This window comes from Sorangium sp. So ce176 (genome assembly GCF_051519835.1).
Classification (GTDB): Bacteria; Myxococcota_A; Polyangia; order Polyangiales; family Polyangiaceae; genus Sorangium; species Sorangium cellulosum_G.
Genome location: NZ_CP150371.1, coordinates 3,946,511 through 3,969,995 on the forward strand (window position 1 = coordinate 3,946,511; position 23,485 = coordinate 3,969,995).

At 72.1% G+C, this 23,485-nt stretch carries 18 protein-coding genes and 1 pseudogene; 12 read left to right on the forward strand and 7 right to left on the reverse strand.

The annotated features are described in order from the left end of the window. Positions 1 to 595 precede the first annotated feature (595 nt). The 7 genes and pseudogenes from WMF42_RS14875 to WMF42_RS14905 form a co-directional block, all read left to right on the forward strand. A pseudogene (locus tag WMF42_RS14875) lies at positions 596 to 847 on the forward strand (class I SAM-dependent methyltransferase); the annotation flags it as partial. 310 nt (positions 848 to 1,157) lie between these two features. Then, a complete protein-coding gene (locus WMF42_RS14880) occupies positions 1,158 to 2,129 on the forward strand; it encodes a TauD/TfdA dioxygenase family protein (protein ID WP_437692570.1) in 972 nt (323 codons plus the stop codon). A gap of 263 nt (positions 2,130 to 2,392) precedes the next feature. Beyond that, positions 2,393 to 2,971, forward strand: coding sequence for a c-type cytochrome (locus tag WMF42_RS14885; RefSeq protein WP_061612751.1), 579 nt, complete (start codon positions 2,393 to 2,395; stop codon positions 2,969 to 2,971). A 63-nt stretch (positions 2,972 to 3,034) separates the two neighbouring features. Further along, positions 3,035 to 3,247, forward strand: coding sequence for a hypothetical protein (locus WMF42_RS14890; RefSeq protein WP_155799041.1), 213 nt, complete (start codon positions 3,035 to 3,037; stop codon positions 3,245 to 3,247). A 241-nt stretch (positions 3,248 to 3,488) separates the two neighbouring features. Continuing rightward, positions 3,489 to 4,661: a ferritin-like domain-containing protein gene (locus tag WMF42_RS14895; RefSeq protein ID WP_061612749.1), complete on the forward strand. Its 1,173-nt coding sequence runs from the start codon at positions 3,489 to 3,491 to the stop codon at positions 4,659 to 4,661. A 96-nt stretch (positions 4,662 to 4,757) separates the two neighbouring features. Further along, positions 4,758 to 5,168, forward strand: coding sequence for a VOC family protein (locus WMF42_RS14900; RefSeq protein ID WP_061612748.1), 411 nt, complete (start codon positions 4,758 to 4,760; stop codon positions 5,166 to 5,168). Positions 5,169 to 5,450: 282 nt separating this feature from the next. Beyond that, positions 5,451 to 6,632, forward strand: a complete 1,182-nt coding sequence (locus tag WMF42_RS14905) for a PAS domain-containing protein (protein ID WP_437692572.1) — start codon at positions 5,451 to 5,453, stop codon at positions 6,630 to 6,632. 408 nt (positions 6,633 to 7,040) lie between these two features. Here the strand turns inward: WMF42_RS14905 and WMF42_RS14910 are convergent, their stop codons facing one another. The 4 genes from WMF42_RS14910 to WMF42_RS14925 form a co-directional block, all read right to left on the reverse strand. Beyond that, positions 7,041 to 8,372 carry a cytochrome P450 gene (locus WMF42_RS14910; RefSeq protein ID WP_437692574.1) on the reverse strand — a complete coding sequence of 444 codons (1,332 nt, stop codon included), beginning with the start codon at positions 8,370 to 8,372 and terminating at the stop codon, positions 7,041 to 7,043. 498 nt (positions 8,373 to 8,870) lie between these two features. Then, positions 8,871 to 10,433, reverse strand: a complete 1,563-nt coding sequence (locus WMF42_RS14915; RefSeq protein WP_437692576.1) for a hypothetical protein — start codon at positions 10,431 to 10,433, stop codon at positions 8,871 to 8,873. Beyond that, positions 10,426 to 13,281, reverse strand: coding sequence for a hypothetical protein (locus tag WMF42_RS14920; RefSeq protein WP_437692578.1), 2,856 nt, complete (start codon positions 13,279 to 13,281; stop codon positions 10,426 to 10,428). The genes WMF42_RS14915 and WMF42_RS14920 overlap by 8 nt, the downstream gene beginning before the upstream one ends. Positions 13,282 to 13,520: 239 nt before the next feature. Next, complete coding sequence (locus tag WMF42_RS14925) at positions 13,521 to 14,558, reverse strand: AraC family transcriptional regulator (protein WP_437692580.1); 1,038 nt, start codon at positions 14,556 to 14,558, stop codon at positions 13,521 to 13,523. Between the two features lie 298 nt (positions 14,559 to 14,856). Here WMF42_RS14925 and WMF42_RS14930 point away from each other — a divergent pair, with 298 nt between their 5' ends. Then, positions 14,857 to 15,393: a VOC family protein gene (locus WMF42_RS14930; protein WP_063815989.1), complete on the forward strand. Its 537-nt coding sequence runs from the start codon at positions 14,857 to 14,859 to the stop codon at positions 15,391 to 15,393. Then, on the forward strand, positions 15,393 to 16,607 hold the full coding sequence (locus WMF42_RS14935; RefSeq protein ID WP_061612740.1) for an alpha/beta hydrolase: 1,215 nt from the start codon (positions 15,393 to 15,395) through the stop codon (positions 16,605 to 16,607). Before WMF42_RS14930 ends, WMF42_RS14935 begins: the two co-directional genes overlap by 1 nt. Positions 16,608 to 16,641: 34 nt before the next feature. Here the strand turns inward: WMF42_RS14935 and WMF42_RS14940 are convergent, their stop codons facing one another. Both WMF42_RS14940 and WMF42_RS14945 read right to left on the reverse strand, forming a co-directional pair. Beyond that, positions 16,642 to 17,841: a hypothetical protein gene (locus WMF42_RS14940; protein ID WP_437692582.1), complete on the reverse strand. Its 1,200-nt coding sequence runs from the start codon at positions 17,839 to 17,841 to the stop codon at positions 16,642 to 16,644. Between the two features lie 32 nt (positions 17,842 to 17,873). Continuing rightward, positions 17,874 to 18,479 carry a polysaccharide biosynthesis/export family protein gene (locus WMF42_RS14945; RefSeq protein ID WP_061612738.1) on the reverse strand — a complete coding sequence of 202 codons (606 nt, stop codon included), beginning with the start codon at positions 18,477 to 18,479 and terminating at the stop codon, positions 17,874 to 17,876. 292 nt (positions 18,480 to 18,771) lie between these two features. On the opposite strand from WMF42_RS14945, the gene WMF42_RS14950 reads away from it, so the two are divergent. Then, positions 18,772 to 20,304: an O-antigen ligase family protein gene (locus WMF42_RS14950; protein ID WP_437692583.1), complete on the forward strand. Its 1,533-nt coding sequence runs from the start codon at positions 18,772 to 18,774 to the stop codon at positions 20,302 to 20,304. Positions 20,305 to 20,365: 61 nt separating this feature from the next. On the opposite strand, the gene WMF42_RS14955 is transcribed toward WMF42_RS14950, so the two are convergent. Further along, positions 20,366 to 21,253: an ATP-grasp domain-containing protein gene (locus tag WMF42_RS14955; protein ID WP_437692585.1), complete on the reverse strand. Its 888-nt coding sequence runs from the start codon at positions 21,251 to 21,253 to the stop codon at positions 20,366 to 20,368. A gap of 327 nt (positions 21,254 to 21,580) precedes the next feature. Here WMF42_RS14955 and WMF42_RS14960 point away from each other — a divergent pair, with 327 nt between their 5' ends. Together WMF42_RS14960 and WMF42_RS14965 are read left to right on the forward strand one after the other, a co-directional pair. After that, complete coding sequence (locus WMF42_RS14960) at positions 21,581 to 22,714, forward strand: UTP--glucose-1-phosphate uridylyltransferase (RefSeq protein WP_437692587.1); 1,134 nt, start codon at positions 21,581 to 21,583, stop codon at positions 22,712 to 22,714. A 154-nt stretch (positions 22,715 to 22,868) separates the two neighbouring features. After that, on the forward strand, positions 22,869 to 23,399 hold the full coding sequence (locus WMF42_RS14965) for a GNAT family N-acetyltransferase (protein ID WP_437692588.1): 531 nt from the start codon (positions 22,869 to 22,871) through the stop codon (positions 23,397 to 23,399). Positions 23,400 to 23,485: the final 86 nt, after the last annotated feature.

Genomic DNA, 23,485 nt, shown 5'->3' on the forward strand with positions numbered 1-23,485 from the left:
CGCTCTTCGCCCGCTCCGGGCGCGCTGAAGTCCCATCATCGAACAACATGATTCTCTTGTGAGTACAAACTGTCGCGCAGCCCTCCTCCCGGAAGGACCCTGCTACTGTGTAGGACGTATCGAGACTGTTCTGGCTGCTCAATGCTCCAGTGAGAAAATCAGGGAATCATCTCGATGGACGTGATGTGTTCCGCGGGCGCGCCATCGACGATCTGCCCCAGCGAACCGGACGCGCCGCCCCCTGGCGGCGGACTGATGGGGAGGGATGAGCGAAAGCAAGCGCCAGCGGAGCACTCGTCAGGCAGTAGCGGTTCGCCCTCGGATCGGCTCACCGCGCGCGTGAATACAGCGGAGATGAAGCTTTGCTTTGGCAGCGTAGCCCTGCGGGCGGGCGAGGTGCGGCCTGCGCAGCACGAGGTGCTGGCGGCGTGCTCGTGACGCAGCACCCGGCGGGCGAGGCCCGGCCGGAACGCGTGGAAAACTCTGGCACGGCGCGTGCGATGTCCCGGCGTCGACACGGGCGTCGACGGGCGCGGGCGAGGACGTCCCCCCGGCCGAGAGCGCCCGGCAACCCTCTTTTCTCCGGAGCCGTCGCATGAGTGGACTCAGTCTCGTCTTCGATACACCGCAGCTCGCGCAGGACTACGAGGTGCGCAGCGCCGAGCGGCAGTTCCGCCACGGCCAGCGGCTGATCGCCGAGCTCGGCGTGCGCGCCGGCGAGCACGTGCTCGACATCGGGAGCGGCACCGGGCTGCTCGCAGAGCACGTGGCGGGTCTCGTCGGGCCCACGGGCAAGGTGCTCGGGATCGACCCGCTGCCGCTGCGGATCGAGATCGCCCAGCGCAAGGCGAAGGCGAACCTCTCGTTCCAGGTCGGCAACGCCTACGCGCTCGACGAGCTCCCCCTCGCAGGCGAGCTCGTTCGGCAACTTCCTCGGTCACCTGCCGGAGTCGCTGCGCACCCAGGCCATCGAGGACATCGAGCGCGAGCTCGAGGCCTTCCGGACGCCCGAGGGCATCCGGCTCGAGGGCAAGCGCCTCTTCGCCATCGCCAACAGACCCGCGTCGCACTGAGCAGTCCACCGGCCCGCCGGGCTCCGCACCGCGATGGGATTCCGCGGTGCGGACCGGCCGGCCCCCCGATCAGGAGAACTCCGCATGAGCGCCACAGTGAACCAGAGCAGCAATGTCCTCGAGATCGTGCCGATCGCCGGCCGGATCGGCGCGGAGGTGCGCGGCGTGCGCCTCTCGGCCGATCTCGACCCCGCCACGGTGAGCGAGATCCGGAAGGCGTGGCTGCGTTACAAGGTGATCTTCTTCAGGAACCAGCACCACCTCGACGACGCCGGCCAGCAGACGCTCACCGCGCTGTTCGACGGCAAGCCCGTCGCGCACCCGACGGTGCCGGTCGTCCAGGGCACCGACTTCATCCACGAGCTCGACTCGCGGCACGGCGGCCGCGCGAACTCATGGCACACCGACGTCACGTTCGTCGACGCGTACCCGAAGGCGTCGATCCTGCGGGCGCTCGTGATCCCCGCCCACGGCGGGGATACGGTCTGGGCCAACACCGTCGCGGCGTACCAGGACCTGCCGCCCGCGCTCCGCGAGCTCGCCGACAAGCTGTGGGCGGTCCACAGCAACGAGTACGACTACCAGGCGCGGAAGCCGCAGTCGTCGGCGGACGACGTGCGGCGGTATCAGGAGGTGTTCACGTCGACGGTCTACGAGACCGAGCACCCCGTCGTGCGCGTCCACCCCGAGACCGGGGAGCGGTCGCTGGTGCTCGGCCACTTCGTCAAGAACCTCCTCGGCGTGTCGTCGTTCGACTCCGCGCACCTCTTCCAGGTGCTCCAGGAGCACATCACGCGCCTCGAGAACACCGTCCGATGGCGCTGGGCCGCGGGCGACGTGGCGGTCTGGGACAACCGCGCCACCCAGCATTACGCGATCAACGATTACGGCGATCAGCTCCGCGTTGTGCGCCGGGTGACGGTAGACGGCGACGTGCCCGTCGGCGTCGACGGCCGGCGCAGCTCCACCCGCAAGAAGGCGCCGCGCGCCTCCGCGACGAGGACGGAGAGCGCCGGCGTGTCGGCGGCTGCTGCCGTGGCGGTCGCCACGGCGTAGCGCGGCGAGCCGCGGGCGGCGCGGATGTCATGGCGGGCCGCCGCTCACCTCGAGCGCGCGGCCCGTCGCCCGGCGCGCGTCGTCGGAGGCGAGGGGCGCCGCCGCGCCGGCGACATCCCGCCGGCTCGCCCGGCCCGCCGAGCGCGCCGGCGTCGATCGGGGACCGGCTTTCCGGGGCGCGGCGCCCGGGTCCACGGCGGCCGACGGATGGGTCCTTGACGGCGGGGATCGCGTGCGCTTCATCTGCGGCGGAGGAGTGCCGCGTGGGTACAGCGAGCAAGCGCGACGACGCCCGAGGGGGAGAGCAGAACACGGCGCACGTCGTGGTGATCTTGCTGATCGTGGCCTTCGGCGTGCTCGCGCTGCCGTGGATGGTCCTGCGCAAGCTGGAGGGCCGCGCGCTGCCGCCGGGCGGCGGCCTGGGCTCCGGCGCCACGGCCGATGACCTCGCCCAGGGCGGCAAGATCTATTACCGCTCGTGCACCAGCTGTCACCAGGCGAGGGGGGAGGGGAAGCCCGGCCGCTATCCGCCCCTCGTCGGCACGTCGTGGCTGCTCGACGACGCGGAGACCCCGATCCGGCTCCTGCTGCTCGGCGCGACCGGCCCGATGGAGGTGAACGGCGTTGTCTACAACGACGTGATGCCCAACCTCGGCGTGACGCTCTCGGACGAGGAGATCGCGCTGGTGCTCACCTACGTCCGATCGAGCTGGGGGAACAGCGCGCCCGCGATCACGGAGGTCGACGTCGCGCGGGTGCGCGCCTCGCTGGGCGACCGGCAGGCGCCGTGGGCCGGCGGCGCGGAGCTCGCGGCGGCCCGGGCGACGCGCGTCCTTCCCTGAGGGGCGCGGGCCGGACGGCGCTGCGCCCGCAGCGGATCGGGCGGCGCGCGTGGCGGGCTAGCCGTGGCGATGGGGGGCGCCGCGCGCGGCGCAGGGACCTCCGGCGCAAGCGGGGCGCCGGAGGGGCTCGTGGGGCTCGCCGGCGCGGGCGATCAGAGCGGGCTGCCCTGGCTCGTGGACGTGCGCGCAGAGCCCGCCGCCGCCGGCCCCCGGGTCACGGCGGGCGTCGGCCCGGGCGGCGGCTTCGTGCAGCTCGCGCTGCCGCTCGGGCTATGAGTGACGAGGTCGCTAGCCTCTTGAAGACGACTGCCATGTTGCGCCAGGCGGCCTGGTAAGACTCACCCGTCTTGCGCGTTGCTCCTCACGCGGGCGCCTGTCTCCGGGGCGCCCGCGCCGGCCATGACCGACGGATCATGCCCTGCCCGCGCGCGGGGCGCGCGTTCGGCCTGGATGCGCGAGGGGCATTCTTCGTGCAGGGGGTGCGCGCCGTCCGATTCCCTTGCCGACGAGGTCCCCGATGAACACCGCACACGCCTTTCGCCTGACGCTCGCCCATCGCCTCTTCGCCCTGCTCGCGCTCCCCGCCGCGGGCGCCGCTGCCGGCTGCGTCAGCGCGTACAGTAGCTGTCCCGAGGATCCCGAGCCCGTCTCCACGGTGGCCTGCTTCGCGTGGCCGCAGGACGACGCGGGCGGCGCAGGCGGCGGTGCCGGCGGCGCAGGTGGCGGCGGGGGCGAGCCGCTCGCGTGCCCTTCGCGGTCGGAAGGACAGGAGATCCTCAATCAAACGCACTTCGCGTCTCACTCCGTCAGGAGCGACGGGACCTTGAAGGACGGCGAGTGCTGCTATGAGGCCTACGTCATCCCGATGTGCGAGGGGCGCCCGTACCTCGTCGACGAGGTGGCGCGGACGGCGGCCTCCGTGCGCGCCCGCCGCGACGCCGGGTGGGGCGCGGCCGACGCCATGGCCCCGCGGATCGATCACCTGTCCGCCGATCTGCGGGAGGCGCTGGCCGCGGCGTGGACGCGCGACGCGCTCTTCGAGCACGCGTCCGTGGCCTCGTTCGGCCGCTTCGCCCTCGAGCTGCTCGCCGCGGGCGCCCCGGCCGGCCTCGTGGAGGAGGCGCACCGCGCGGCGCTCGACGAGGCCCGCCACGCGCGCCTCTGCTTCGCGCTCGCGAGCGCGTACGCGGGCGAGGCGATCGCCCCCGGCGCGTTTCCGTTCGAGGGGCGGGTGGAGGTCGAGGCGGACCTCGCGTCGATCGCGGCGCGCGCCGCGAGGGAGGGCTGCATCGGCGAGACCCTCGCGGCGGTGATCGCGGCCGAGGAGCTCGGCGCCGCGGAGGACCCGGCGGTCCGGAGCGCGCTCGCGATCATCGCCGCGGACGAGGCGCGCCACGCGGAGCTCGCGTGGCGCACGGCGGCGTGGGCGATCCGCGTGGGCGGCGAGCGCGTGCGCGCGGCGGTGGAGGAGGTGTTCGCCGGGCTCGAGCGCGCGGACGCGTGGGAGATCGTGAACGGGGGGCAGGACGACCGCGTGGAGGGCGCAGCGCTCGCGGCGCACGGGCGGTTCGGGGCCGCGGCGCGCGCCGATGCGGCCGCGCGCGCGATCGCCGAGGTGGTACGGCCGGCGGCGAAGATGCTCCTGGCGCGGCGCGGGGACGGCGCGGCCCGGAGCGTGAGGGTGGTCTGAGCGCAACGGCCCCTTCGGTTCATGCCTCTTCGTCGCGTCCGCGCGCCCCTCGCGCGCGCGTTGTGGGGTGACGCGCTCCGCGGCTAGGCTGGGCGCATGTCCGATCTGCTCGTCAACATCGATGTTCCGGCGCTCGACCCTGCTCTCGCGTTCTATACGCGAGCGTTCGGCCTGCGCGTCGGGCGGCGCTTCGGCGACGCCTTCGTCGAGCTCCTCGGCGCGGCGGCGCCGATCTACCTCCTGGTGAAGCCGGCTGGCAGCGCGCCCGCCGCCGGCGCGTCCCCGCGCGACTACCGGCGCCACTGGACGCCGGTCCACCTCGACTTCGTGGTCGACGATCTCGAGGCCGCCGCGCGCCGCGCACAGGAGGCCGGAGCGGTCCCCGAGGCCGACATCGAGGTGGCCGCGTGGGGACGCATGCTCCGCCTGGCCGACCCCTTCGGCCATGGCATCTGCCTTCTTCAGTTCAGCGGCCGCGGCTATGACGAGATCGCCACCCACGGCTGAGCGCGGCGCCCGTCCCGACGTCCTGTCCCTCAGCGCGACCTCCGGTCGAATCCTCTGACATGGAGCAACGGCGACCCTCAGGGAGGCACCGACCAGAACGCCGGAGTCCCCCGCGTTCTCGGATTCAAGCCAGGACGGCGCGCAGGGCCCGACGGACATACAGGCTCATCGATATGCTGAGTTGAAGGCCAACGGATCGTTGCCCAGGGGCCATGCAAACCTTGATATACGAGCCGTGAAGGAGTCGCCCGGCAGGGCGCCTCACGACACGAGAGGGGCCCCATGTTCGTCGTCTCATCGGAAGCACTCCTGAGCTCGATCAGGGAGCCGGCTGCCATGCTGGACCATGATGGGCGCGTCCGGGCAGTGAACACGGCGTGGTCGCGGCTCGACGTCGAGCAAGCGCTCGCGGGCGGCCGCTTCGCCGTCGCGCGCGACTACCTGGCGTGCTGCGCCGAGGCCCGCCGCGCGGAGCTCGTCGAGGTGCTCGGGCGAGGGGTGCGCGACGTCCTTGCCGGAAGGTCGCAGTCGTTCACGCTGGAGTACGCCTGCGACAGCGCGGCGCCACCGCGCCATTTCGAGCTCGTCGTGAGCGCGCTCCCGGCCGACGGGGGCGCCGGAGCGCTGATCACCCATCACGATGTGACCGACCGCGAGGAGCTCGCGGACGCGCGTCGCCAGGCCGACGCGCGTTTGAAATACATCCTCGAGATGCTGCCCGAGGGCTACTGGGAGTGGGACATAGGGACCGACGTTGTCTATTACAGCGACCGGTGGTGCGAGTCGCTCGGGTACGCTCCGGGCGAGCTCGAGCCGAACGTCGCCGGATGGGTGAAGCTGCTCCATCCGGACGACGTGCCGCGCGTCATGGCGGCCGTGAACGGCTATCTCGAGGGGAGAACCCCGAGCTACCACTGCGAGACCCGGCTCAGGATGAAGAGCGGGAAGTACCGGTGGAACATCGATCGCGGCAGGATCGTCGCCCGGGACGCGAGCGGAAAGCCGCTGCGCATGGTCGGGATGGAGATCGACATCACCGCGCGGCGGGAGGCCGAGCTCGTGATCGAGGAGCAGTCCAGGCGGCTCCGGGATCTGTCGACGCCGCTGATCCCGATCACCGACAAGGTCGTGGTGATGCCGCTCGTCGGGATCGTCGACGCGCAGCGCGCGGACCAGGTGCTCTCCACGCTGCTGGACGGCCTCAGCCGGACCCAGGCGAGCGTGGCGATCCTCGATGTCACGGGCGTGAGCCTCATCGACTCGCATGTCGCGTCGGTCCTCGTCCACGCGGCGAAGGCGGTCGCGCTCCTCGGTGCCCGGGTCGTCCTCACCGGCCTTCGCCCCGAGGTGGCCAGGACCCTGGTGAAGCTGGATGTCCCGTGGGGCAACATCGTGATGCGCGGGACGCTCCAGTCCGGCATCGCCTACGCGACGAGCGCCGAGCGCGGCCCATCCGCGCCCTGACGCCGGCCCCGGCGCGCGCTGCCTCGCCCGGCCCTTCAGGGGCTGATCGGCCGTCAGGTCTGCAACGCAGCGATCTCAGAAACGAAAGCCTCGGGGGAATCCTGACGGGTAACTCAGCGAAGTGACTAGAGAAAGACCCTGGCCCGTGTCCTGCTAAGAAGGGATGGCAGAGCGCCCGTGACGGCTTCCCCCCCCCGCCGTCGAATGGGCGCTCTGTTTTTTGTGCTCCGGCAAAGCGGGCGCCGGGGATCGCCGCCGCGGGCGGCTGGCTGGCTCCCGGCCAGGGCCGCCACGGGTCGGCGGTGACGAGCGCGATGGCGAAGCGCGACGTAGTCGCGGTTGCTGGGCTTGTCGGCGTCGACGAAGGGACGCCTCGTGTGCGCTCCTGCACAGGAGGCGTGGCCAGCGTCACGCGGCGCGGAGGGCGCCGCTGTCGCGGGCGCGCAGGGCGACAGGGACGCCGCCCGCGGGGCCCAGCGTGACGTTGCGCCGCACGGGGCGGGGCGGCCTTTGGTCGAGCAGCTGGAACTGCCACGCCGAGAGCGCCACGCCGAGCACGATCTTCATCTCGAACATCGCGAAGGCCGCGCCGATGCAGCGGCGGTTGCCGCCGCCGAACGGCAGGTACTCGAACGGAGAGAACTTGCGCTCCAGGAAGCGCTCGGGCCTGAACCGGGACGGCTCGGGGTAGAGCTCCGGGCGGTGGTGCACGAGAAGGATGCAGGGCGCGACGCCCGTCCCCGGCTGGAGCTCGTGCTCGCCGAGGCGGAACGGCCGCGCCACGAGGCGCGGGACCTCGGTCGCGATCGGGTACAGGCGCAGCGCCTCCTTGCACACAGCGTCCAGGTAGGGCAGCGCGGCGAGGCGCTCCGGGTCGGGCTCCGGGCCGAGGGCGTCGATCTCGTCGCGCAGCCGCGCGAGGACGTCGGGGTGGCGGTGCACGTGATCCAGGGCCCAGGCGAGGGCGAGCGCGGTGGTCTCGTGGCCGGCGAACAGCAGGGTCCGGAGCTGGTCGAAGATGGCCCGGTCGCTCATGACCGACCCGTCGTCGTAGCGGGCCGAGACCAGGAGGCTCAGGATGTCGTCGCCCGGCGCCGCGCGCGCCCGCTCGATCTGGTCGCGGAAGAGGGCCTCCAGGGCCTCGACGCGCCGGCGGAAGCGCGCGTAGGGGCCGAAGCCGCCGAGCTCGCGCTGCAGGAGCGGCAGGAAGGCGAGCGCCGGGGTCACCGCGTCGCCCATGGCGACGACCGCGCGGGCGAACGCGCGCGTGCGATGCGGCTCCTCGACGCCGAAGACGGCGCGGATGATGACGTCGAGCGAGATCGCCTGCGTGATCTCCTGGGCGACGGCGCGGGGCGCGCGCGCCGCCTCGGCGAAGCGGCGGGCGGCTGTGTCGGCCATGATCGCCGCGTAGGCGCGCATGCGATCGCCGTGGAACGGCGGCGTCAGCAGCTTCCGCTCGCGCCTGTGGCGCTCGCCCGACAGCACGAGGAGCGAGTGCTCCCCGAGGAGGGGGGCGATCGATTTGACGGCGTAGGGGACGAACGTCTCCGGCGGCGCCGTCATCACGTCCTGCACCGACGCGGCGCTGCCGGCGATCACGACGTCGCCGTTGTACATCGGCATGTTGAAGACATCGCCGTAGGTGTCGGCGCACCGGAACAGGAGCTCGAGCGGACGCGTGAGGAACTGGTAGGTCGTGCGAAGTCGGCCCTGCGGGCCTCGGGGAAGGTGGCTCATGGCGTACCTCGGGAGGAGCTCGCCCCCGGCGGCGCGCGGCGCCTCACCGGGAGCAACGCAACGATGGCCACGGCGCGGCGCCGCGGCAGCGGCGCCGGGCGCCAACGTTGCGACGGATCGCGCCAGGCCCGGCTTGCGGGGTGGCGGGGCCGCCCAAGGAGCTGCTGGGCGAACGGGGGGAAGTTGCCTTGCCTTCGGTCTGCCGTTCCATGATCAGCGCCTCCAGGGTCCTCCGCCTGGGGTGACGCAACGCATTGTAGACGAATCTGGAGCTACTGCGCGCCACGCGGACTGGCAAGCTGCGAGCAGCCATTTCGGCTGCGCGTCAAGGACACGCAGATAGCGAAACGGGCTCTGGTCCAATCACGTAACTCCGGGAGAACCCGTGTGTCGACAGCATCGGTCGTGCGAGGGCGAGCCGCGGCGTGAGATCCGCGCGGGGCGCGCCGCCGCTCGATGATCGACTTGCCCTGACGCGCGGGCCCCTGTCTCACGCGATCAGGGTCGACCGCCGGCGCACCTCGGACGTCGACGGTCACCTCTCGCCCGTGCCGCCATGGCGAGAGCGAGTGTGGCGAGGACGACGGCCTCCAGCGCTCGGTCGAGCCCGGGCTGGCGTGCCGCTACAGCGCACCCGCCGGACATCGGCGGCTCGCCGACCGGACGCTCGGACGAGCCCACCGTGGCAGAGGTCGACACACCCGAGCCCGCGCCGCCGATCCCCGTGCTCGACACGTCGATGCGCGCGCCTCCGCCCGTCTCTGTGGAGGACGCGCCGGCGAAGGAGCCCACCCGGACTGCGTCGCCATTGCCGGCGAAGGAGGTCATGCCGCCGTCGTCGGTGAAGGAGCCCGTGCCGCCTGCGCCGCCACCAGATCCGCCCTCGCCGCCTGTCCCGCTCGACCCATCGTCGACGCGGAACAGCGTGTTCCCCATGACCACGTACCAGGCGCCCTGGAACCAGCGCGCGTGTCCAAGCTGCGAGCTGATCTCGCGCGGAGCGGCTCCCGGGGCGCCCAGGTAGCGTTTCGGCGGGTTGAGGAACATCACCTCGCCGGCGTCGCTGATGCCGTCGTGGCCGAGGCGCCCAGGTGGGTCGTCGAGCCGGCTGGCGGCGGCGAAGAAGCTGATCTGGTGCTGCTCGCCGGTCGGGGTCCTCAACCAGACCTGCTCCGAGCGGTACGCGCCCCGGAGGAAAGCGATGTAGCCGCCGTGGAGCTGGTAGGCACCTGTATCGGTGCCTGCGGGTTGCGCGACCGGAGCGACGCCGAGCGGCAGCTCCCCGGACGGCGTGGCCAGGAGGGGCTGATACACGTTGCGATCGACCCTCTTCGTGAAGACCACGTTGAGCCCGTCCGTCACGGGGCGCGTGATCTCATCCCCGCTCCTCAGCAGCAGCGTGCTTACTCCAGCCATGTGCGTGTAGAGCGAGCGGCCATCCACATAGGTGAGGAGCCCGCTCTCGGCAACATCGAAGCTCACCGGATCCAGCGTGGCGCTGAGCACGAGCTCGTCGGTGTCCGACGCGAGGTTGCGCAGGTAGGTGCCGCTCCCCGAATAAGCCAAGTAATCGCCGCTCACGAACGCGATCCGGCCCTGAGCCGCCAGCCTCAGCAGGGCACCGTCTCGCCACTCGTACACGGCGGTCCGGACGCCCGTGCTGGCCACTCCCGGCACCTCCATCACGGCGCCGGTGCGGGTGAGGAGCGCTCTCGACGAGGCGTTGAGCCAGTACGGATAGGGCACCGTCATGAGCCGCGTGATGGTCCGGGTCGCCCGATCGAGCACGGCGAACTCCGTCTCCGCGTTGATGAACAGGATGCGCGACGCATCGAAGTCGAGGATCCGGCCGGGCGCGTCATCGACCGCTGTGAGCAGCGGGCTGCCTTCGACGTGGACCGTGGCTCCCTGGAGGAACGAGCTGGCCCAGGTGTCGAGCACGGTGAATCGCAGGTTGACGGTCTTGCCGTCGAACGCGCGGAGGTCGACCACGGTGTCGACGGCCGACGTGCCCCGCGCGATCTCGACCGAATCCAGCGAGCTGCCGTGGATGTCAGCCATGACCCGGACCGTGCAGTCCTCCGGGTGATCGTCGACGCAGGCCGCGGCGACCCGGAGCGTCGGATGGGCGACCGTCTCGTGCCTCGGCGCCAGGATCTGGACGGTAGGCGGAGCGTCGATGAACACCGTGCGCTGAGCGGAGGCGCTGGCGCCCGTGACGTCGGACGCCGTGACGGTCAGGACGTGCTCGCCGTGCGGAAGCCCGAAGACCGAGATGCTCGCCTCGTAGGTGGCGCCGCCGGATCTCGTCCGCGGCGTTGACCGCCATCGCCCAGGCCGACGCGCCGATACCGGCCGCGGGCGGAGCCGAGATCGAGGGGCTGAACTGGCGGCTCCAGAGCACGTCGCCGGTCGTGGTGAGCTTCTGGATGGTGAGCTGATGCACGCAGGGGCAGTTCGAGACGGGGACGATGGACGCGCTCGTCGTGACCACGTCGCCGGCGCTGTCGATCGCGAGGAGCACCTCATCTTTTTGCTGCTCGTGATCCGCGTGGGCCGGGATCGCCGCCGCGAGCGGTTGACTCCAGAGGATGTCTCCCGTGGCCGCGTCCAGCTTCGCCAGGGAGGGCGTGGTCTCGAACCTGCCGGTCACGGTGAAAGTCACATAGGCGTCGCCGAGCGCGTCGCCGACGAGTTGCTTGAAAGGTCGCTCCAACTGCGCGGCGTCTGGCGAGACCGAACCCCGACTCCAGATGTGATTCCCCTCGGGGTCGAGCTTGGCGACGAAGCCCCCTTCGCCTTGGTAAGGGGTCACGATCCCGCAGCCGCCGAAGCTCGTTGCCACCGTCTCGCTGGTGAGGTGGGTGCCGGCAAGCAAGACGTTGCCGCTTCCATCGACGGCCACGGCGCGGCCGACCTCGTCGAAGATGACGCCGAATCGCTTGCTCCAGAGCAACGCGCCCGCGGGATCGAGCTTGAGCAGGAAGATGTCCCGCCCGCCAGCGCTGGTCAGAGGGCCTGCGCCGAAATCGATGGTACCTTCGAAGGTGCCGATGACGTAGTAGTTGCCGGCGGGGTCGCTCGCGATCGAAGCGCCCTCGTCGGCGCCGGTGCCGCCATATCCCCGCGACCACGGCGGCCGCGGAGCACAATCGGTGTCGCCGTCGCAGCCCTCATCCTCCGGCGTTGCGCACACCTCCACCGTGGGCGTCACCTCGCCGACGCAGGGACCATACCCGGCACCGTCGGGGAGACACGTCTGCGTACCGGGAGCGCAGCGGCCGACGCCCCGGGTCCCGTCGGGGCCGGTGTAACACGCGACGACGGAGCCGGGCACGCACGTCGCAGGCGGGTCGCCGCCCGCCGAGCCGCCGCCGGTGACAGCGATCGTGCCGGTCGAGGACAAGGAGACATCCTGTACATCGGCATCGAAGTTGATCGACCAGAGCTCCGTCCCGCTCGCGTCGAGCGTCGCGAGGCCGCGTCCGGCGACCACCAGGTCGCCTGCAGGGTCGATCACGATCCTGTGGCCGAAGCGGATCGAGCGGCTGAAGATGTACTCGCCTGCGGCGTCCAGCTTGACGAGGACGTGGCCGCCGGGGAGGGTCCCGCCGCCGAAATCGATGGTGCCATCCGTTGTGCCCGTCACGAAGATCTCGTCCGCCTCGTTGATCGCCACCGCGTGCGCCGTCGAGTCCCCGTCGCGCGCGCTGGACAGGAATGTTCGCTGCCAGAGCACATCGCCTGTCGGAGCGTACTTGGAGACGAGAAACGTGCGCGGATTGTAAGAGCTCGAGCTCTCGGTCGCCGCGATCACAGGGTTGCCGGCGCTGTCGAGCGCGAGCCGCGCGCCCCGGGAGAGGTCTGCGGGGATCCTCTGCGTCCAGAGGAGGGCCTTGCTCGAGGCGTCGAGCTTCGCGAGGACGGCGGACTCGTACCGGATAAGGGCGAGGTACATGTTCCCACGAGCATCGATGGCGATTTGCTCGATGGACGCCCAGTCCGTGGCGTCATGGCCGCTATCGCTCCAGACAGGGTTGCCGTCTGGATCGAACTCGGCCACGAAGTAGGACCCGTCCGTATAGGGGAGGAGGCACCCGTCCAGCTCGGGGCTGCCGTTGTACAGTCCGGTGAGGAAAACGTTGCCGCTCCCGTCCACGGTCACGGCGCCGCTGCGGTCGGGGCCAGCGGCCCCGATGCGCATGCTCCAGAGCACCGAGCCCGAAGGATCGAGCTTGAGAAAGAAGATGTCCGACTGTCCGGCGCTGGTCAGAAGGCCGGTACCGAAGTCGACGGTTCCGCTGAACGTGCCCGAGACATAGTAGTTGCCGGCCGCGTCGCTCGCGATGGAAGAGCCCGCGTCGTTCGCAGCGGCGCCGAACCCCCGCGCCCACGGCGGCGGCTGAGGGCAGTGGGGCTCGCCATCGCAGCTCTCGTCCTCGGGCGTGGTGCAGCGCTCCGGTGCGGGCGTCACCTCGCCTGTGCACGCGCCATAGCCGAAGCCGTCCGGACGGCAGGTCTGCGTCCCAGGAGCGCAGCGCCCCACGCCGCTGGTTCCGGCGGGACCGGTGTAGCAGGCGACGATCGACCCCGGCACACACGTGCCGTGCGGCCCTCCGCCCCCCATCGAGCCGCCGCCGTGGCCGCCGGAGCCGGTGGCATCGCCGTGGCCGCTCGACGATGCTCCCGCGCCCGCTGCGGTATCGCCGGTGCTCTCCCCTGGAGAGCCGCCGCCGGCGGCCGTGCCTGCTGCGCCGCCGCCGTCGATGGGGTCGCACGCGGTGAGGGAGGCAAGGGCTGTGATGGCCAGGACGGACGAGGCGCAGAGGCGCCCCCTAGGACTCGAACCACGACGTCCAGTGCATTCGGTCGTGTCGCCTTCGTTGCTCGGCAGCAGCGCTGCGTTCATCCCGTATTCATGCGAGAGCTGCCACGGCCCTCACGCCGTTCGCTCCTGCGGGGCTCTCGCAGGACGTCACGTCCGGACGCGCCGCTGGCCGATGGAGGCCAGCGGCGACCCGGCCGTCGTGCGCCGCCGGTCGGGCCTGCGTTCGGGCCATGGCCTTCGATGCGGCGCGATCCACCGCCGCTTGCCCCTGGCGAGAGCGCCGGAACGCAGCGGTTCCCTCATGGTTGGACGGCGCGGCGCTAGCGGGCGCAGGTGCGCCGGTACTCGCCCGGCGTCGTGCCGGTCCAGCGGCGGAAGCTGCGGTAGAAGTGGCGCGGCTCGCCGTAGCCGAGCAGGAAGGCGATCTCCTGGAGCGCGAGATCGCGCCGGCAGACGAGGTCGAGCGCCTTGCGCCGCCGGACCTCGTCGAGCTGCGCCGTGAACGAGGTGCCGAGGTCCCTGAGGGCGCGCTGGAGCGAGCGCGTGCTCATGCCCAGCGAGCGCGCGATCCCCTCCTGGTCCGCGTCGCCGCGGTCGAGCCGCTCGTCGATGCGGGCGCGCACGCGCGCGTCGAGCGGCGCCGTGCTCGCCAGGGGCGCGGCGCTGGCCGGCGCCGCGCGCGTGGCGAGCAGGTGCTCGGCCTGGCGGACGAGGTAATCGCGGACCAGGGGATCCGCGCCGACGACCGGCGCGTCGAGCACGCGCGCGTCGTAGACGAGGCCCGCGGCGCCCGCCTCGAAGCGCGCCGGGGCGCAGAGCGCCTCCTCGTAGAGCGACGGCGGGTGCCGGCGAGGGTGGCGGAACATGGCCTCGATCGGCCGCGCGGAGCCGTCGAGGTAGAGCGCAATGAAGCGCGCGAGCGCCGCGATCATCAGCTCGATCGGCTCGGCCAGGGCGACGACGCGCGGCTCGTGCTCGAGCGCGAGGTGGACGACCTCGCCGTGCTCCTCGAGCGTGATGCGGAGGTACGGGTCCATGAGGCGGCAGAAGCGGCCGTAGGCGGCGACCCCCTGCCGCAATGTCTCGCTGTGGCGGAGTACGTGCCCGACGATGCCCACGACCGACACCGGGATCCAGCGCGCGTACTGGAGCCCGAGCGGCTCGCCAGGGAAGCGCTGGAGCAGGAGCTCCCACAGCGAGAAGAGCGACCCATACGGCACGAGCTCGTCGGGCGCGTCGAGCGCCTCGGGCGCGATTCCAGCGGCGCGGAGGAGATCGTCGCGCGGCACGCCGCGCGAGCAGCCGAAGGCGATGAGGGCCACGGGGATCGATGCAAAGACGACGTCGCCGTCGAACATGGCGTGCGCGGAGGATAGCGCACGCGCCCGAGGAGCTGCGTGCGCCACGACGCGAGCTGGCCCGGGGCGCGTCGGGGCAGCGCCGGCCGGCGTCGTGTCAGCCACGATCGCGCGATCGGCCATGGCGCGAACCCGGCGAGGCCTCTCGCCGTTCGGAACGAAGCGGTCTTGTCGCGCTGCGGACGATCGCGGCCGTGACTCGTGGGCTCCGATCGACGACCCACGATCCTCGGACGGCGTTCACCTTGAACGAGCATGCCCGCTCTGACATGCTCCTCGCGCACACACGGGGGGTACGATGGGGGTGCATCATATCGCGCTGGCGACCGGGGATATGGCCGCCACACACCGCTTCTATACCCAGGTCATGGGGTTCCGTCTCGTCAAGGTCATCGCCGTTCCGTACGAGGGCAGCCGCGATGGGGGCTGGGCGAGGCACGCCTTTTATCGGACGAGCGGGTCGGATGGTCCGCTCCTGGCGTTCTGGGATCCGCATGAAGCGACGCTGGAGGGGCGCTTCAGGACGGACCTCTCGACAGGGCTGGGGTTGCCGGTGTGGATGAACCATCTGGCCTTCGACGCGCCGACGGTCGAGTTTTACGGCCAGATGCTCGCGCGGTGGCTCTCGCACGGCATGGAGGTGACCGAGATGGATCACGAGTTCTGCCGGTCGATCTACACGATGGATCCCAACGGCATCATGGTCGAGTTCTGTCAGACGCTCCGGGCCTTCTCGGCCGAGGAGGTGGAGGACGCGGAGCGCGCGCTACTCGATCCCATGCCGCCGCTCGAGCTGCGGCGGCCCGTGATCGTCCACCGGCCCCAGGTGCAGTGATGAGCGCGCCGCCGATCGACGCGATGCTGGGGCACGGGCGCCGCCCGGCGTCCGCCGGATACTGGCCCTCGCCCGAGGACGATCCGGCCGTCTCGCTCGGGCGGGAGCCGGTCGTGGCCGTGGGGAGCGACGGCGCGCTGGTGCGGGGCCTGCTCTGGACGCCGCCGGGCGGCCGGCTCAAGGTGGCGGCGGTGCTCGCGCACCCGCGGGCGGATTTCTCGGTCCATTACCTTTGCCCGCTGCTCGCGGCGCGCGGGATCGCGGCGCTGGGGTTCGCGACGCGCTACGTGAACAACGACACCGACTGTCTGCACGAGAAGGCGGCGCTCGACGTCGAGACAGCGGTGGAGGCGGCGCGGGCGCGGGGCGCGGAGTCCGTTGTGCTGCTCGGCAACTCGGGGGGCGGCTCGCTGCTCGCGCTGGCGGAGGCGGGCGCGGCGGCCGAGGGGCGAAGGCTGGGCGACGCGTTCATCGCGCTGGCGGCGCACCCGGGACAGGGGGTGTTCCTGGAGCAGGCGATCGATCCTTCGGTGGTGGAGGAGGCAGATCCCCTGTCTGTCGATCCGTCGCTCGACATGTACGCGCCGGACAACGGCTGGCGGCCTTGGCCGGAGCCGTGCAGGTACGACCGCGCGTGGCTCGCGCGCTATCGAGCGGCGCAGCGGGCGCGGGTCGCCCGCATCGACGCGATCGCGCGGGCGGCGCTCGAGGCGCAGGCCGAGGCGGAGAGGGCGATGGAGGGGATGGAGGCGCGCCATCCCGACTGGAACCGGCTGCGGCGGCGGAGCGCGCTCGGCAGGTACCTGACGGTGTACAGGACGGTGGCAGACCCGGCGTACCTGGATCTGACCATCGAGCCGGATGATCGCGCGATGGGGTCGATCTTCGCGTCGCCGGATCCGTTTCTGGCGAACCATGGATACGGCGGCGTGGCGCGGACGCTGACCGCGCGAGCGTGGCTGTCCACGTGGTCGAGCCTGTCGTCGAGGGCGCGGCTCGCGGACAGCCTGCGCGCGGTGACGATCCCGACGCTTGTCGTGCACGCGACGGCGGACACGGAGATCCGGGGGCGGCAAGCGCGGGAGATCTTCGAGGCGAGCGCGGCGCCGGACAGGAGCTATGTGGAGCTGCGTGGCGCGACGCATTTCCTGCACGGGCACCGGCAGGCGGCGGCGGAGCTGATCGCGGGGTGGATCCGGGAGCGCCTCGGTTAGGGGGCGGGCGGGGGCCACGGACCGTGGCGGCGTGTCAACGCGCCGCGCCCGGCCGAGGCGGAGGGGCTGAAGGCGCGCCGTCGTGGCAGGGCGCCACGCGATCCGCGCCCCCGAAGAACTCGGCCGCGAGCAGCGACCACGCCCGCGCGTTCTCCGGCGGGCCGCACTTGAACGGCGCCTCGCCGAGCCGCTCGCCGCGGAGCGCCGCCCGCTGCTCGCGGTAGTAGCGGATCGCGAGCTCGGCGGCGTACTCGCCCACGCCGTTGCCCGGCTGGAACGCGTAGTACGTTCCCCCCTTCACGAGCGTCTCGTTCGGCGCGTACGGCGTGAGGCACGAGATCCTCGTCCCGCAGCGCGCGACGATGCGGTCGTAGATCGGCGCGAGCGCTGCCTGCGACCACGCGCCGTGCGCGCTGTCGTTCAGGTGGAAGATCTCGTGGAAGAGCGTCTCCCGCACCGCGTCCGCGGAGCGGTGGAGCGAGCCGGCCAGGTTGTAGGCGACCGTCCAGCCCGTGGCGTAGGCGGAGGGCGTCCGCGCGCGTACGGACCGGAAGTACCGCAGCGCGAGGGCGCGGTGGCGATAGCGCACGGGTGAGCTGGCCGCGGCCGCGAGATCCGCGACGAGAGCGTCGACGTCGGCCATCGCCGCGGCCGTCCACTCGAGGTGGCGGCGCTCCGCGCGCACAGGCAGCTCCGGGACGAGGTGGAGCGTGCCGCGGTAGCCGCCGTCCATCAGGTGCTCCCGCTCCAGCCCGGCGACGCTGCCGTTCCCGTCGAAGAGCGCGGTAGCGCTCGCCGCGGCCTGCGCGTCGCCCTGGTAGCGGAGCGCGAGCAGACAGCGGACGCGCTCGTGTTCCGGCGAGGGCGTGCCGGCGGCCCCGGCATGGCCGGGCCGGCAGGCGTCGATGCCGGCCTGGTGCGCGGCGGCGTCCTCAGGGAACAGGATCGCCTCGGCTTCGTCGGCCGTGATGGAGGGGGCCGGCTCGGGCGCGGCCGGGGAGGGGGCATCGACCTGCGCGCCGCGCGCTGACGCTGCCGGTGCCGCCGTGGCAGCGGCGCTGCTGGTAGGCACAGGGCCTCCCGGGGCAGGAGGCGCGCCGGCCGCGGGCGCCGGCGAGGCCGGAGGCGGCGCTGCGGCCTTGCCGGCAGGCGCCGCGTTGCCCGGGCCGGAGGGGGCACACGCGACCGCGAGCGCCAGCGCGGCGAGGAGCGGCAGCGTGGCGTCGGGGCGCATCCTCCCAGGATGCCAAAATGCCGGGCGCCGATCTACGGCACCACCACCGTGTCGTTCGTCTGCAGCGGCAGGTCCCCGCGGAGGTCGCCCTGGCCGACGACGTCCTCGAACACGAACGGAATCCGGCGCTCGCCGTGCGCGTCGCGCCGGACGATCACCACCTCGTCGGGATCGGCGAAGCGCGTGAACCCGCCCGCCAGGGCGAGCGCCTGGAGCACGGTGATCTGCGCCCTCGGCGTGAACTCGCCCGGACGCGACACCTCGCCCATCACGTAGACCCGGTAGCTGTGGAGCTCTGCCACCTCCACGCTCACGACCGGCTTCTCGTGGTAGAACCTGGCCGCCTGATTCGCGATCTCCTCGGCGATCCCCATGACGGTGCGCCCCGACGCCATGATGTCGCCGACGAGCGGGATCGTGATGAACCCGTCGGGCCGCACGGTGACGCGGTGGCTCAGCGCCTCGTTCTTCCAGGCGCGCACCTCCAGCACGTCGCCCGGACCGACGGCATAGGCGCTCGTGGCGCGGCGCTCCGCCTCGAAGTCGACCCGCGGCGCGCTCGCGCCGCAGCCCGAGAGCGCCACGAGGACCCCGAGCGCGGAGCAGAGAAGGGCAATCCGGACACAGCGAGACCACATGCGGTTTCCAGCCTCCTCGACGTGATTGGCGTGATTGACGTGATCGACGCGACAGCGGGGTCGACGTCACCGCGCACAGCAAGCCCCGATCCCGCCGCCGCGCCTCGCGCCTGCTCCTCGCGCGCGCACCGGCGCGCTTCCCGCGTGCCGGTCGGACCCACAGTGCTAGATCCGTCGCGCTGAAGGGGGGAATGCGCGCCGCGCCTCATCGCGCCTGCGCCGGGCGCCGCTCCGCGGCCGTCACGAGGGCGGGGCGCGGGCGGCCCGCGCGCGGCGCACGGCGCGCCACACAATGGCAGCGTGGGTCGTGTGCGCGCTGTGCGCGCTCGTCATCATCAAGCCGCAGGAGTTCATCCCCGAGCTCTCGGGGATTCCGCTCGTGCACGCGGCGTTCGGGCTCACCCTCCTCTGCGTCGCCCTCGACGTCGTGTGGCGGCGGCTCAGGCCGGCGCTCGCCCCCCAGATCGTCTATGCGATCGCGTTCCTCGCCTGGGCGGCGCTGACCACCGCGCTCAAGCGCCCGGCCGCGCTCGAGGAGCGCGGCATGCAGCTCGCGACCGTCGCGGGCGTCTTCCTCGCCGTCGCCTTCGCCGCCGCCTCGCCGCGCGGGCTGCGCGCGCTCGCGATCACGCTCGTCGGCTGCGCCGTCCTCACCACCGCGGTCGCGATCACGCAGGCGTTCCAGCCCTACGGCTGCATGCTCGCCGAGCCCGATGACTGGGCGGGCAGAGGCGAGCTCGATCCGGATGGACGCCCGTGCGACACCAACCTCGACTGCCGCAAGGATCCGCCCGTCCCCGACGGCAACTACCGGTGCGAGCGCCCCGGGCCGCTCGGTACGTCGACGATCGACGGCCGCGTCCGCTACCGCGGCTCGCTCGCCGATCCGAACGAGCTCTCGTTGATGGCGGGCATGTCGATCCCGCTCGCGATCGCGCTCGCGGAGCGGCGCGCCGCCCCGCGCGCGCCCCGCAAGCCGCGCGGCGGCCGCCCGCGTCCGCCGGACAGCGCGCCGCCCGCCGGCGCCGGCCCACGCGCGCCCGCGCCTCCCCGCCGGGCGCGCGCCGCGCCGACGCTGCCTCTCTTGCTCACCGATCGGCTGCTCTCGCGCGTCGCCTCGGCGCTGCGAGCGCTGCCCGTGACGGCCGTCGTCGTGGCGATCGGCGCGACGGTCGTCATGTCGCGCTCGCGCTCGGGGCTCATCGTGTACCTGGCGGTCCTCGGGCTCACCTTCATCCGGCGGAGCGGGACCCTGGGCGTCGTCGCCGCCTGCTTCGTCGGGCCGCCCATGCTCCTGATCGGCGGCCGGAGCGGCGACGAGGCGACCGAGAGCTCGGAGGAGCGCGTGGCGCTGCTCCGCGAGGCCTTCGAGATGATCCGGCGCACGAAGGGGATCGGCGTCGGCGCAGGGCAGTTCGGCGACGAGTCGTCGTTCGGCCTGACGGCCCACAACTCGTACATGCTCGCCGCCGCCGAGACGGGCCTGCTCGGGATGTGCCTGTTTGCGCTCGTCCTCTATGCGTCGCTCAAGGTGCCCCTCGCGATCTGGCTCGGCGACATCGAGGTGGGCCCCGCGGCGAGGCGGTTCGCGCCGGCGATCTTCGTGAGCCTGTGCGGCGCGCTGATCGGCATCTTCTTCCTGTCGTGGGCGTACAAGGACGTCCTCTACATGGTGATCGGCGCGTCCGCCGCGCTGTACGGCGCCGCGCGGGCCGAGGACAGCCGTGTCTCCGTGCGCGTGTCCGCCAGGGAGGCCGCGCTGGTGTGCGGCGCGATGTTCGCGGTGCTCGTCTCGCTCAACATCCTTCTGCGGATCCTCGGGTGAGCGCGGGCCGGGCCGCCCGGCGGGCCACCCCGGGAGACGGCGAGCCGGCAGGCTCCCCGTCTCAGCGCAGCGCCGCGAGGATCGCCTCGCAGAACCGGCGCGCCGCGAGGGGGCCGCCGTGCTCCAGGTACAGGTACGGCTCGATGAGCTCCACCTCGATGATCTGCAGCCGTCCTTCGCGGACGAATCCATCCACCCGAGCATAGGTCGCCTCCCCGGGCAGCAGGTCGAGGACCGCGGCTGCTTGATCGAGGAGCGCCGGCGGCGGATCCTTCGCTGTCACCGTCGCGCCGAACCTCGCTTGCGTGCGGAAATCGCCGCGGACAGGCACCTTCACGAGCCCATGGCTGAACACGCCGCCGAAGAAGAGGAGCGACAGTTCCCCGTCGCGCGGGATCTCCGGGAAGAACGGCTGTATCAGGAGCCCCGAGTCGCGCAGGATCGTCTCGGCGTGATCGAGCGCCCCCGCGGCGTCCAGCGAGCTCGCGCGGAGCGTCCTGTAGGCGCCCGCGGAGATCGCGGGCTTGAGCACGATCTCCCCCCATCCGAGCGACGAGAGCTCGGCCCGGAGATCGCGATGTTCGCCCCGCTCCACGTACAGGAGCGGCGCGACGCTCGCGCCGCCTCGACGCAGCTCGAGGAGATAGCGCTTGTCGCTGTTCCAGCGGATGAGCTCCGCCGGGTTCACGAGGCGGGCTCCGATGTCGCGAAGCCGATCCTGCCATGCAAAGAACTCGGTCGACCGCTCGACGTAGTCCCAGCAGGCCTTCGGGAGCACCGCGTCGAAGCGCGCCCAGTCCACCTCGGGATCTCTCCACCTCACCGCCGTCAACTCCGCGTCGAGCCGCGCGAACTCTCGCCGGAGCACCTCGCTCTCGTCCACCACCTCCCGCTGCGCGTCGATGAGCTGTTGATACCCGTCCATCACGGCGTAAGCGATGTTCATCATGCCGTCGTCCCTCGCGTCGCGCCGCGGCGCCCTGGCCGCCAGGTTCTCGCGTGCGTCGCGCGGCCGTCAAGAGGGCTCGACGGGCCCGACGCCGCCAGCCACGGACGCGGTGGAGGCGCCAGCCAGCCAGCGGTGGAGCTCGCTCCTCCGCGAAGCCGGATCTCGGCTCGCCGAATGCCCCTCAGGGATCAGCCTACGACCCATCCAGCCCTGCCCGGAGCCGCATCGCGCGCGCCGCGGAGCAGCGCCTCTGGAGGGCTCGCTCGTTCCACGAGCCGCCGCACAATGCTGTTGCCTCGCGCATCGCATCGTGCTCTTGAAGATACCGTGTCTTCCCTCGCTCAGCAGATCGCCGCGCTCCCTGCTCCTCTCCTCTCCCGCCTCCGGGCGCGCGGGTTCGACCCCGACCGCGTCGCCCGGTGGGCTGCGTCGATCGGCAAGGACCGCGACGCCCGCAACCGCCTCCAGGGCACGGTCGAGCCGCCCGCGCCCGGCGATGTCGTCGGCCTGCCCGCCGAGGGCACGCCCGAGCATGCCCGCTGCCGCGAGGCGGGCCTCGACGCGCTCCGCCGCGGCGAGGTCGCCCTCTGCGTCCTCGCCGGCGGGATGGCCACCCGCATGGGCGGCGTGGTCAAGGCGCTCGTGGAGGTGCTGCCCGGCCGGACGTTCCTCGACCTGCGCCTCGCCGAGAGCGATCACCTCCGGCGCACGACGGGCGTCCCGGTGCCGCTGTGGCTGATGACCAGCGAGGCGACAAGCGAGCCGATCCGCGCGGCGCTCGGCCCGCGCCTCGACGCGCAGGGCGATGTCTGCGCCACGTTCGAGCAGCACGTCTCGCTGCGCCTGACCCCGGAGGGTGAGCTGTTCCTCGACGAGGACGGCGAGCCGAGCGTCTACGCCACCGGCCACGGCGACCTCCCGGACGCGCTCCGGGAGAGCGGAATCCTCGGCCGCTTCATCGCCCGCGGCGGCAAGACGGTGTGGATCGCCAACCTCGACAACCTCGGCGCGACGGTGGATCCCGTCATCCTCGGCTGGCACCTCGGCCACGGCGGGCCCCTCACCGTCGAGGTGGTCGACAAGGGCGGCGACAAGGGCGGCGGCCCGATGCGATGGAACGGCCGCCCGGTGATCGCGGAGGACTTCCGGCTGCCGACCAGCTTCGACCCGAAGGTCGTGCCCGTCTTCAACACCAACACCTTCCTGGCCAGCGCCGAGGCGCTCAGCGCGCTCGCGATGGACTGGGTCTACGTCGAGGTCGAGAAGAAGGTGGGCGAGCGCAAGGCGATCCAGTTCGAGCGCATCCTGAACGAGATCACCTTCGGGCTCCCGGCCAGGTTCCTGCGCGTGCCGCGCGACGGCCTCGCGGCCCGGTTCCTCCCCGTCAAGGACGTCGAGGAGATGGAGCGGCGGAGGCCGGCGATCGAGGCGATCGCCCGGGCGCGGGGCTTCCTCGGCTGAGCCGAGGAGCGCCGCCCGCGGCCGTTGTCCAGGGCATCCAGCGCCTCGTCACCACGTGACCGCGAAGCGTTGTGTCCCGCATTCCGGCGTAAATCGCTGTTGCGTTGCTGCTGCAAAGATCCGGTGCGTCGTTGGTCGGGGCGAAGAGTCGGATATGAGCGATGGTCAGACAGCTTCTCTCGATGCGGCGACCTCGTCCGACGCCTTGTTGCTGTCCAACCTTCTCGAGCTGTACATTCACGATCTCAGCGATCTGTTCCCCGGGATCGAGCTGGGGGCGGACGGGCGCTTCGGCTACCCCAGGCTCCCTCTCTACGGGTCCGAGCGGGATCGGCGGTTTGCCTTCATCATCCGATGCGGCGGGCGCGTCGCGGGCTTCGTCTTGGCGACGCGCGGTTCACCTGCGGCGGAGGACCCGGACGTCCTCGATATCGCCGAGTTCTTCGTCCTCCGCGGATACCGCCGTTCCGGTGTGGGTCGTCGGGCAGCGTTCCTGCTGTGGAGCGGTCTCCCCGGCACGTGGACGGTGCGCGTCTCCGAAGGGAACCGGGGTGCTCTCGCGTTCTGGAGCGGCGTCATCGCGGACTTCACGAAGGGCGCTGCGACAGAGTCCACGCGTCCGGGCGAGCCGAATGCTTGGCGGGTGTTCTCCTTCGAGAGCGCGCCGGGCCGCGCCACCGTCTGATTCATTCGGCGACGCGGCGCGGGAGCGCTGCGGCCGCGTGCCAGGAAGACAGACTTTGTGCCAGGCTGTGCCGGGTCCCTTGCCGC

Excerpts from the sequence above, each read along its gene's own strand:
- WMF42_RS14905 (WP_437692572.1), top strand. The coding sequence starts at position 5,451 with ATGTTCGTCGTCTCATCGGAAGCACTCCTGAGCTCGATCAGGGAGCCG.
- WMF42_RS14955 (WP_437692585.1), bottom strand. The coding sequence starts at position 21,253 with ATGATGAACATCGCTTACGCCGTGATGGACGGGTATCAACAGCTCATC.
- WMF42_RS14920 (WP_437692578.1), bottom strand. The coding sequence starts at position 13,281 with ATGAACGCAGCGCTGCTGCCGAGCAACGAAGGCGACACGACCGAATGC.
- WMF42_RS14935 (WP_061612740.1), top strand. The coding sequence starts at position 15,393 with ATGAGCGCGCCGCCGATCGACGCGATGCTGGGGCACGGGCGCCGCCCG.
- WMF42_RS14945 (WP_061612738.1), bottom strand. The coding sequence starts at position 18,479 with ATGTGGTCTCGCTGTGTCCGGATTGCCCTTCTCTGCTCCGCGCTCGGG.
- WMF42_RS14925 (WP_437692580.1), bottom strand. The coding sequence starts at position 14,558 with ATGTTCGACGGCGACGTCGTCTTTGCATCGATCCCCGTGGCCCTCATC.
- WMF42_RS14900 (WP_061612748.1), top strand. The coding sequence starts at position 4,758 with ATGTCCGATCTGCTCGTCAACATCGATGTTCCGGCGCTCGACCCTGCT.
- WMF42_RS14880 (WP_437692570.1), top strand. The coding sequence starts at position 1,158 with ATGAGCGCCACAGTGAACCAGAGCAGCAATGTCCTCGAGATCGTGCCG.
- WMF42_RS14910 (WP_437692574.1), bottom strand. The coding sequence starts at position 8,372 with ATGAGCCACCTTCCCCGAGGCCCGCAGGGCCGACTTCGCACGACCTAC.
- WMF42_RS14950 (WP_437692583.1), top strand. The coding sequence starts at position 18,772 with ATGGCAGCGTGGGTCGTGTGCGCGCTGTGCGCGCTCGTCATCATCAAG.
- WMF42_RS14965 (WP_437692588.1), top strand. The coding sequence starts at position 22,869 with ATGAGCGATGGTCAGACAGCTTCTCTCGATGCGGCGACCTCGTCCGAC.
- WMF42_RS14940 (WP_437692582.1), bottom strand. The coding sequence starts at position 17,841 with ATGCGCCCCGACGCCACGCTGCCGCTCCTCGCCGCGCTGGCGCTCGCG.
- WMF42_RS14930 (WP_063815989.1), top strand. The coding sequence starts at position 14,857 with ATGGGGGTGCATCATATCGCGCTGGCGACCGGGGATATGGCCGCCACA.
- WMF42_RS14915 (WP_437692576.1), bottom strand. The coding sequence starts at position 10,433 with ATGGCTGACATCCACGGCAGCTCGCTGGATTCGGTCGAGATCGCGCGG.
- WMF42_RS14895 (WP_061612749.1), top strand. The coding sequence starts at position 3,489 with ATGAACACCGCACACGCCTTTCGCCTGACGCTCGCCCATCGCCTCTTC.